4 protein-coding genes and 1 pseudogene are annotated in these 10,129 nt (G+C 27.7%); all 5 read left to right on the top strand.

Features of this window, described 5'->3' with window-relative positions:
• Positions 1–262: 262 nt before the first annotated feature.
• Positions 263–2,104: pseudogene (locus Q1J76_RS12500) on the top strand (methyl-accepting chemotaxis protein).
• 377 nt (positions 2,105–2,481) lie between these two features.
• Positions 2,482–4,395: a flagellar hook-associated protein FlgK gene (gene flgK / locus Q1J76_RS06055; protein WP_300368327.1), complete on the top strand. Its 1,914-nt coding sequence runs from the start codon at positions 2,482–2,484 to the stop codon at positions 4,393–4,395.
• 190 nt (positions 4,396–4,585) lie between these two features.
• Positions 4,586–7,417 (top strand): methyl-accepting chemotaxis protein, encoded by a 2,832-nt coding sequence (locus tag Q1J76_RS06060; RefSeq protein ID WP_300368330.1) that lies wholly within the window; start codon positions 4,586–4,588, stop codon positions 7,415–7,417.
• 112 nt (positions 7,418–7,529) lie between these two features.
• Positions 7,530–8,897 carry a cell envelope integrity protein CreD gene (creD, locus tag Q1J76_RS06065; RefSeq protein ID WP_300368333.1) on the top strand — a complete coding sequence of 456 codons (1,368 nt, stop codon included), beginning with the start codon at positions 7,530–7,532 and terminating at the stop codon, positions 8,895–8,897.
• 750 nt (positions 8,898–9,647) lie between these two features.
• The coding region (locus Q1J76_RS06070; protein ID WP_300368336.1) for an NCS2 family permease at positions 9,648–10,129 on the top strand (482 nt) is incomplete at its 3' end.

Here is a 10,129-nt window from a genome sequence, read left to right on the forward strand (position 1 = left end):
ACATTTTCATTTATTTATTAAAGAATGTCAATTTCGCTTTAATACTCCAAAAGTTGAAAAACAATTAGAAATAGTATATAATTTAGCAAAGAAGGAGCTTTTTTAGTTATCTAGGACAGCCCCAAAAATAATTATATAAATTGACACAATTAAAAAAAAAATTCACTTAAAAAATTTAATTGTTATATTAAAAGCGATGTATAATTTGGATAATATTTTAATAATTAAATATAAATAATTTTTACAGAGGTTTTTATAAAAAATGAAAAAAATTTATAGTTTATCTTTCAAAATCCCTATTATAATAAGTGCTATCATATTTGTAACAATATCTTTGTTAGCTTCAATTTCAATTTGGTCTTCTTCAAGGGCTATTAGAAAAGCTGCTTTGGAAGGATTTTTCTCTACAGTATCAGGATATTCTCATATGATAGATATGGTTCTTCATGAACAATTATTGGCAATAGGTACATATTCGCAATCTGGAGTTGTATTAAACTCTGTTATAAGAAGTGATGATGAAGTGTCGAAAAATGTAGCTATAAAAAGATTAAAAGATTTTGGAAATGTTAATAATCATATTATAAATATAGGTGTTGCGGATATTGATGGAAATATAATATTAGATGCTTATAATAATGAATTGGAAGGTAACTCTATAGCTTCTGTTCATCCTGAACTATTTGCTAGAATTAAGGCTAATAATTATGATTATACTTATGATAATGGTATAAGTATATCTTCAACTACAGGAGGAAATGCTCTGCTACTTTGTGGAGGGCTTAAAAATGATACATGAAATGTTGTAGGATTAATTTATATTAGCTTAGATTTATCAAAAATTAATAAATCTTTTATAGAAAATTTAAATGTTAATGGACGTATAACAGTTGCAAATAGTGACGGCAATATAATATTATCATCTGACAGCGAGAAAATTGGCGGTTATTTACCTGATGTATATAATGTTATGAAAACAAAGGAATATGGTATTATAGAATCATATACTTATGAGGGATATGACGGAAAACGTTCTTCAGTATTTAAAAGAGTTGGCTTAATGCCTTGGTATGTTATATTTGCTAAGGCTGACAGTGAAATATATAAAGAAATAAAATATACATTACTCAGAACGGTAATAATAGGTCCTATATTTATAATATTATGCAGTATATTAATATCGCTTTATATAAAAACTATTACAAGACCTTTAAATGAATTGGTATTAGTATCAAGAGAAATTTCAAACGGAGATTTAACTTCTGAACATAGAAGTATAAAACGCAATGATGAATTGGGTATTCTTGCTACTTCTTTCTTTGATATGCGTGACAGACTTTCAGATATTATTCTCAAAGTAAGATCTTCAGCAGATGAGATAAGATTCAATGCTAAAGAACTCTCCATAGGAAATGAAGATTTATCAAAGAGAACAGAGTCTCAGGCAGCAAGTTTAGAAGAAACAGCATCTTCAATGGAAGAGATGGCTTCTACAATAAAATCATCAACTGATCAGTCCGTAGAAGGTAATAAAATGATGATAGCTTCAAAAGAGGCTATTCAAAATGCTGGTGAAATAATACTTGATACTACTAAAAATATAGAAGAAGTTTATGATGCAAGTACAAAGATTAAGGATATAACAAAGATAATAGAAGATATTGCTTTTCAAACTAATATACTCGCCCTCAATGCTGCAGTAGAGGCGGCAAGAGCTGGAGATATGGGTAAAGGTTTTGCGGTTGTAGCAAGTGAGGTTAGAAATTTGGCTCAAACTACTCAGTCATCGGTAAAAGATATTACTCATTTGGTTGATAATGCGTATGAAAAAATCAATAAAGCTACAGAATCAGCAAGAATTTCTCAGGATATATTTAATGAGCTTCAGGAAAAAATGGAAAATACTGCAAGAATAATGCAGGATATAAGTCATACAGCAATAGAACAGCATCAGGGTGTAGAGCAGGTTAATAGAGCAGTAAGCGATATGGATACAGTAACTCAGCAAAATGCAGCTTTGGTTGAGGAGGCTTTCTCTTCATCTAATTCTCTTCTTAATCAGGCAGAAGAACTTGTGGCTGCTATGAGTTTCTTTAAAGTATAAATTTTTTGAAAATATAAAAAATTATAATAAAAAATAAATAGGCTGTCTTTTTTAATAAAGGGCAGCTTATTATTTTTTAAATATAGTACGCTATATCAAAAACTTGACAAGTTATATAGTATATTATACTTTTTGAAAAAGTTTTTTTTATTTATAAAAAAATTAGGAGGTAAAAATAAAAAAACTTTTAATTATTTTTTCTATTGTCTTTATAGTGGTATGCATTGTAAATGCAAATAGACAAGTTATGGATAATATTTTTATTATGTTACCTTATGGCACAATAATAATAAAAAAAATGTAATAAATTTTTTTATAAATACGATAATTATAATAATTAATTAGAAGTAAATTATTATTTTTTAAGGAGCATAATAATGTCAACAAGCTCATTTTTTGGTATAGAATTAGGTAAAAGATCCTTACAAAACTTCAAAACAGCTTTAGAAGTTACAGGTCACAATATAAATAATGTTGCAACTAAAGGATACAGTAGACAAAGAGTTGTAATGCGTACATTTGATAAACCTTTGGAAGCTCCTAGTTTGAATAGAGCAGAATGTGCAGGACAGATAGGTCAGGGTGCTGAAATAACTACAGTTGAGAGAATAAGAGATCAATTTATTGACTCTAAAATAATGATGGAGCTTGGTACTGACGGCTATTGGAAAACTAAATCCGATTATTTAAAACAATTAGAGGCTATATACAATGAGCCAGGAAATTCTAATTTAAGAAATGATTTAGATGCCTTTTGGGATTCTTGGCAGGAAATGGCTGCTAATCCAGCTGAAAGAGGCACTAGAATGGTATTGGTTGAAAGAGCTGACAGAATAAATAATTCTATCAATCAGATGTTTAATCAAATGAATGGTATGCGTAATAATTTGAATAATTTAGTAGAAAATAAAGTTAAGAGAATTAATGATATATCAAATTCTATAAAGGATTTAAATACTGAGATAGTAAAACAGCAGGCATTGGGTCAAAGCCCTAATGATTTGCTTGACAGAAGAGATTTACTTGTAGATGAACTTTCCTCCCTTGCTAATGTTGATATAAAATCTATTGACCCTGATGAAACTATGATTTATATAGGTGGAAGAGCTTTGATTCAGGGAAATGTAGTAAGCGAATTAAGTATTGAGAGAAATATTAATAATGAAGGTATGTATGATATTTATTGGAAAAAAGATCATGTTCAGGTACAATTTGAAGGTGGAGAATTAAAGGCTTTAGTAGAGTTGAGAGATGTTGATACTGTTGATGCTATAAACGATTTGGATACATTTGCTATGAATTTAGCTGATAGTGTAAACGAAGTTCATAGAAGTGGTTTCGGTCTTAATCAGGAAACAGGTGTTGATTTCTTTACAGTTACAAAAACTACACCTTCCGTAATAGGTAATTTTGATATTAATAATGATGGACAGGAAGATTCTACTATAATGTTTAAAGTAAGCGGTATTAATTCTGTTGATTCAAATGCAAGTATAGGAAGTAGTGGATCTTTGGTATTCGGAAATAAAACTAGAGAAGGTGCAGATGTTGCTATTGATTATACTGCTCAGATGAAAATAGGGGAATTAATAGATAAAATTAATTCTAGCGAAGCTAATGTATCAGCCTATTTAGATGATAAGAATAGACTTGTACTTAAAGCTAGAGGTTTTGAGGATTATATGAATCCTTCATATTTCATTAAGCATATAGAAGATTCAGGTGATTTCCTTGTAGGTATTACTGGAGTACTTAATCAATCAGGTGCTGCTGGTGCTTATAATTGGAGTACAATAAATCAAGTAAATAATTTAGCAGGAGATTTCAGGAACTTTACAGTTACTCCAGACAGACATCCTGCATCAGCAATTGCTGTTAATGATATTATCAGAAATGATGTTAATTATATAGCAGCATCTAAAGGTATAGATACTACAGGAAACGGATTTAATGATAAATGGAATGGCATTGGAGATGGTTCTAATGCTTTGGCTATAGCTAATTTGAAAGATAAAGAGATAATGGTTGATAGTAAATCTACATTTAATGATTTCTATACAGGAAGTCTTTCTAAAATAGCATCAAGAACTGAAACTGCTAATGCCGAAACAGAAAAGCAGACAGTTGTTATGGAATATCTTGAAAAATTAAGACAATCAGTATCTGGTGTTAATTTAGATGAAGAAGTTGCTCAGATGGCTATGTATCAGCATGGTTATAATGCTTCTGCTAGGGTTGTAAGTGTGATGGATCAGCTTCTTGATGTAGTAATAAATAGAATGGGTGTGTAAGTAATATATAGTTTTAGGGCGGTATCTATTCATTTAGGTACCGCCATTTTTTATTTTTATTTAAGTAAAAAATATGATACTTTTTTACTTAATATCTCTTTACAGCTATTAGTTTTAAATATATTATATTTATAAATCTTTAAAATATATATTTCCGATTCCGATACTAATTACACAGGAGCATTTTGAAATGAGTATAAAGATTCGTATAATTTTAATAATAGTTGGAGTTATGGTTCTAGTTGCTGCAAGTACCAACTTTTTAAGTACTACTTTAAATACAGAAAACTTTTCTGCTATTACAGAAAGAAGTTTAGACAATAGATTTAGATTAGTAGTTAGAGAATTTGATTATAATATAATGTTGGCAAGAGAAGAAGCAGGCAAGATTGCTACAACTCTTTCTGTTGCTTATAATGATAGTATTAAAAATTCTAATTTAGAGGATAGAGATAATTATTTACGTAAATTTTTAGCTGCTACTGTGAATGAATCGCAATTATATTTTGATAGAATTATTAGTATAATGTTCCATCCATTAGTTATTGATGATGGTAATGATAATCTTGCTACATATAGATACTCTACTATTGATAATAAATATTCTAAATTAAGTATTACCAATCAAATTATGTGGGTTAATCTTACCAATAATTATGATAAATTAGATAGAACTCCTCTTTTTAGAAGAATGCTCAATTCATATATTGAAAATGATAATGTAGGTTCTACTTTTAATATATCAGCAACTATATCTGATATAGTGAATAATAGAGTGATTGGTTTGGCTAATGTAGGGGTATTATTCAATTATTCTATGCAAAATGTAAAAGATATTTTAAATATAGAAGGTGCTGATTTATTAATAATAGATAAGAAGAATTCAACTATTATAAATTCTAAAAATAGTGCTAATATTAGTGATAAAGTAGAGCTTTTATATCCGAATGCTTATGAAACATTCAGTTCCACTTTAAATACTGGAGATGTTATAATAAATGATGTAGAAATTAATGATGTTACTTATAAATCTTATGTTACTACTATTGCAGGACTTATTAATATAGTAATGATTGTACCTAATTCATACTTTACATTACAAATAAGAGATATGAATAACTCTATATTCTATACTATTATGATAGCATTCTTAATGGCTATCGTGGCAATTACATTTTTTATCAAGCTATTATTCGGTTCTATTACAAAAATATCAGATGCTATAGGAAATTCTGTAGATAATAAGGATTTAACAGTTGATATACCTGCTATTTCTGGAGGCGATGAAATAGGGGAGATGACAAAGTGGGTTGGACTTTTAAATAACTCTCTTCAAAATATACTTTCAAGTGTAAAGAGAACTATTTTAACTTCCAAAAAACAAAGTGATACATTATCCAAAAAGATAAGCGATAATATGGAAATAATATACGGCATTAATAATAATATAGAAATTATTAAAAATAATACTAATGATGGATTAAGCCAAGTAGAAATTGTAGAAAGCAGTAACCAAAATATCCAAGAATATATATCTTCAAATACAAGCAATATTGATTTACTTGAAAGAGATACAATAGAACTTCAAAATAAAATCATTGAAGAAGGTGAAAATATAGAACAGATAGCTACTGCTGTTGAGGAAATGAGTAAAACAATAGAAAATATAGATGCCATTATTTCTAAAGCTACAAATAAAGCTAAAGATTTGTCCCTTGCTTCTGTAAAAAGTAAGGAAAAAATGCAGGCGACTTCTATGGCTACAGGAGATTTGAGAAATGCTTTAGGATTCATTTCTAACTTCGTAAGTTCTATTAGAAATATTGCCCATCAAACAAATCTTTTGGCTATGAATGCTGCTATTGAGGCGGCTCATGCTGGAAAGTATAGTTCTGGTTTTGCTGTAGTTGCTGAAGAGATTCGTAAATTATCAGAAGTTTCAAACGAACAGGCGGATAATGCTAATAAAGTACTTCAGAATATTGAAGAAAAAATCATTATTACTACTAATGACTTAACAGAATCTACTGAACAATTTGATATACTTACTAAAGATGTTCAAGAAGTTACTGAGATAATGGATACTGTGCATATATCTTCTGTGGAACAATTAAAAGCTATTAATGAGATAGTAGATTCTATAACAAAAATATCTCAATCAAGTGGGCATATTAAAACTCAGTATATTGATATGGCAGATAAACTTGGAAACATAAGAAATAGTCTTGAAGTTCTTAATAATATTTCTATTTCTACTTCTAAAACTATGAATAAACTGAAAACTATATCCGAGTCTATATATGCTAGTGTTGGAAGTATTTCTGAAAGTTCAAATGATCTTTCTAGTTCTACTAATAGTATGAATAAATTTGCCAATGATAATAATAGATTATTATCAGGACTTGAGGCTGAAATATCACAATATAAAATTAAAGATATTAAAGGTAAGAAAGATGCAGTTACACAGAGAGTAAGAGGTATAACATTAATAATATTAAAAGAATTTATAAAGACAAAATTTGGAGAAGAAGGTTATCAGAGATGGGTAACAGAGATGGAACCTTCATCTGCTTTAATATTTAAAAATGAAATATCAAGTAAAGAATGGTATCCTTATATGACATCATTCCATAAACCTTATAAATTGGTTTGTGATTTATTCTATTCAGGTGCCAATACTGGTATTAAAGAAATTTCAGAATATCATTATCATCAGATAATTCCTAAATATATAAGACCTTTGCTGTTCTTTGCTCCTAAACACTTTGCTTTGACTTATGCAGCTGAACATATATTCCCTGATTTATTTGATCCTTCTAAAATAGAATTGATTAAAGCTAGAAAAAAATTATTAGTATTGCATCTTACTAATTTTAATGAAGATCCTGAAGTCATTGAGCTTGCAATACTTGCTTGGTATAGTTTATTACTTGAATCTTTAACACATATAAGATCTAGTATGGAAATTACTAAATCTATTAAAGATGGTGAGGCTTATACTGAATTTGTACTTAAGTGGTAATACCAAATAATAATATTTTTTGATTTAGAAAAGTTTTAAATATTCAATTATTAATTATTTTGTATTTTCAAAATATATTATACCATATTTGTAATGAAATTATGGAGATTCTATGATAAAAAAAATTAATGATATTACAAAAACTTTAGGTTTTAAGATACTTATAATAGTTATATTGGGACTTCTGCTTTTAATACCAATGGCTTTTATAAATAGTGTTGTAAGAGATAGAATTAATTATCAAAGAGAGGCAGTATCTTCCATAATAGAGCCTGTAGGAGATAAAGCTAATATACAAGGGGTAGTTATAGCAATACCGTATTTAACTAGAGTTGTAGATAGTGAAACTAAAGAAATAAAATATGTAAGAAAATATATTTTTTATATGCCTAATAAATACAATGTTTCAGGAGATGTTGAAGTTTCTAGTTTAAGCAGAGGTATATTTAAAGCTCCTATTTTTAAGTCAAAATTAAATATCATTGGAAACTTCGATAAATATAATGTAGAGATATACAATTTAGATGAAAATAATACTTCTATACTATATGATGAGGCTATGATTATATTAGGTATAGGAAATAAAAAAAATCTTATGAAACTTCCTAGTATATTGATTAATGGTAATGAAGAACTTAAATATTATGAGAAAAATATTAATATAAATTTGAATATGTTTAATAATAAGTTTTTATATACAATTTCAAAAGATAAAATATTAAACGGTTTTGATTTTAGTATAACTATGGATATACAGGGAGGAAACTCTTTAATAATAACTACTTTAGCTTCTGAAAACAATTTTAAAATATCTTCAAAATGGAAAGATCCTAGCTTTACAGGTGGATTTTTACCGACTAAGAGAGAAGTTAATAATGAAGGATTTAATGCTGAGTGGAATATAGCTAGTTTTAATACTTCATTTACTAAATATTGGACTAGTGATGAAAATGCTAATAAGTCAGATGATAAGTATTGGAATGAGGATGAAAATATAAATAACAGCAATAATAATGTTTTTATATCTTTTCTTTTGCTAAATGATAATTATCAAAAGATTTCAAGAAGTGTAAAGTATGTGATACTTTTTATATTCATACCGTTTTTTGTATTATTTTTATGCGAAGTGCTTTCAAAGAAAAGGATTCATCCTGTGCAGTATATACTTATAGGAATAGCTAATGCGATATTTTATCTTTTACTTTTGGCAATATCAGAACATCTTCATTTCAATTTAAGCTATTTTTTCAGTGCTTTAATGGTAACATCTTTAACTTCTATTTATATAGGATATATAATCAAATCTCATAAATACACTATATCAATGGCAGTGGTAGAGGCTTTGATTTATATATTTTTATTTGGTATACTTCAGCTTACTGATTATGCATTGCTTATGGGTACATTGGGATTATTTGTAGTGATTGCTCTTGCTATGTATTTTACACGAAATGTTGATTGGTATGGAGAGAATAGCTAATAATTTTTTAATTAAAAAATAAATCTGGATATTGCAAAAGTTACTTTTTAATCTTCTCTCTATCCCACCCTTTAGATTTATTGTTTTTATTTGAGATTAAAAATTTTCTTTATTTTTTGCTTAAAATAAAAAAAACATCTCCCACCCAAATTGTTGAAAAAATTTTGAATTTCATTAACGCACGGTTAATGGATTATTATATATAATTTAAATTGAATTAATAACTACACTTATATTTTTAATTTTATTCTGCGTGCGGTTATATGCACTATAAATTTGAAAATCACTTGGGTGGGTATTATAATTTCTGTTTAGGCGGTAAAAAATAAATAATTGCAATTCATAGTAAAGTAGTAAATTTAAAAGGGCGGGCTTCAGAAATAATTTATGCTTTATCAATAATTATTTGACTTTCTAAATACAAAAATAATTTTCTCCATTGTATAAATCATATCCTATATTATGTTTTAATTTGAAATATGTAGGATTTGCTATAAATTATACTTTTAAATTTTCCCATTTTTACTAGTTTTATAAATGTTTTTCATTTCAGGATTCATTTCTTTTAATATACTTTTATTGTATTCATAAAAATCATACAGCCCAATTAATTATTATATTTGGAATTTTTTTCTAAAATTATGTTTTTATATAAATAAAAAAATATTGCAAAAATTATAATCTCATATATATTATAGCTTTCTAATTTATTAATTTGTATTAATAAAAAATGGTATAAGGAATGTATTTATGGAAAAGTTTTTCAAACTGAAAGAGAATGGTACTAATATTAAGACTGAGATAATAGCAGGCTTTACAACATTTATGACTATGGCTTATATATTGGCTGTAAACCCAGACACGCTTGCTAAAGCTGGTATGGATAAAGGAGCCATTTTCACAGCTACAGTAGTATCTGCAATAATAGCAACATTGATAATGTCATTACTTGCTAATCTTCCTTTTGCTTTAGCACCTGGTATGGGACTTAATGCATTTTTTGCTTATACCGTAGTTATTGGTATGGGATATAGCTGGCAAACTGCTTTAACGGCGGTATTTATAGAAGGTATTATATTCTTAGTTCTCACAATTTTTAATGTAAGAGAGGCTATAGTTAATAGTATACCTGTTAACATGAAAAGGGCTATTTCTGTTGGAATAGGTTTATTCATAGCTTTCATAGGACTTCAAACTTCTGGTATTATAGTTAATAATGATGCTACTTTATT

Source organism: Brachyspira sp., from assembly GCF_029258575.1.
Lineage (GTDB): Bacteria > Spirochaetota > Brachyspiria > Brachyspirales > Brachyspiraceae > Brachyspira.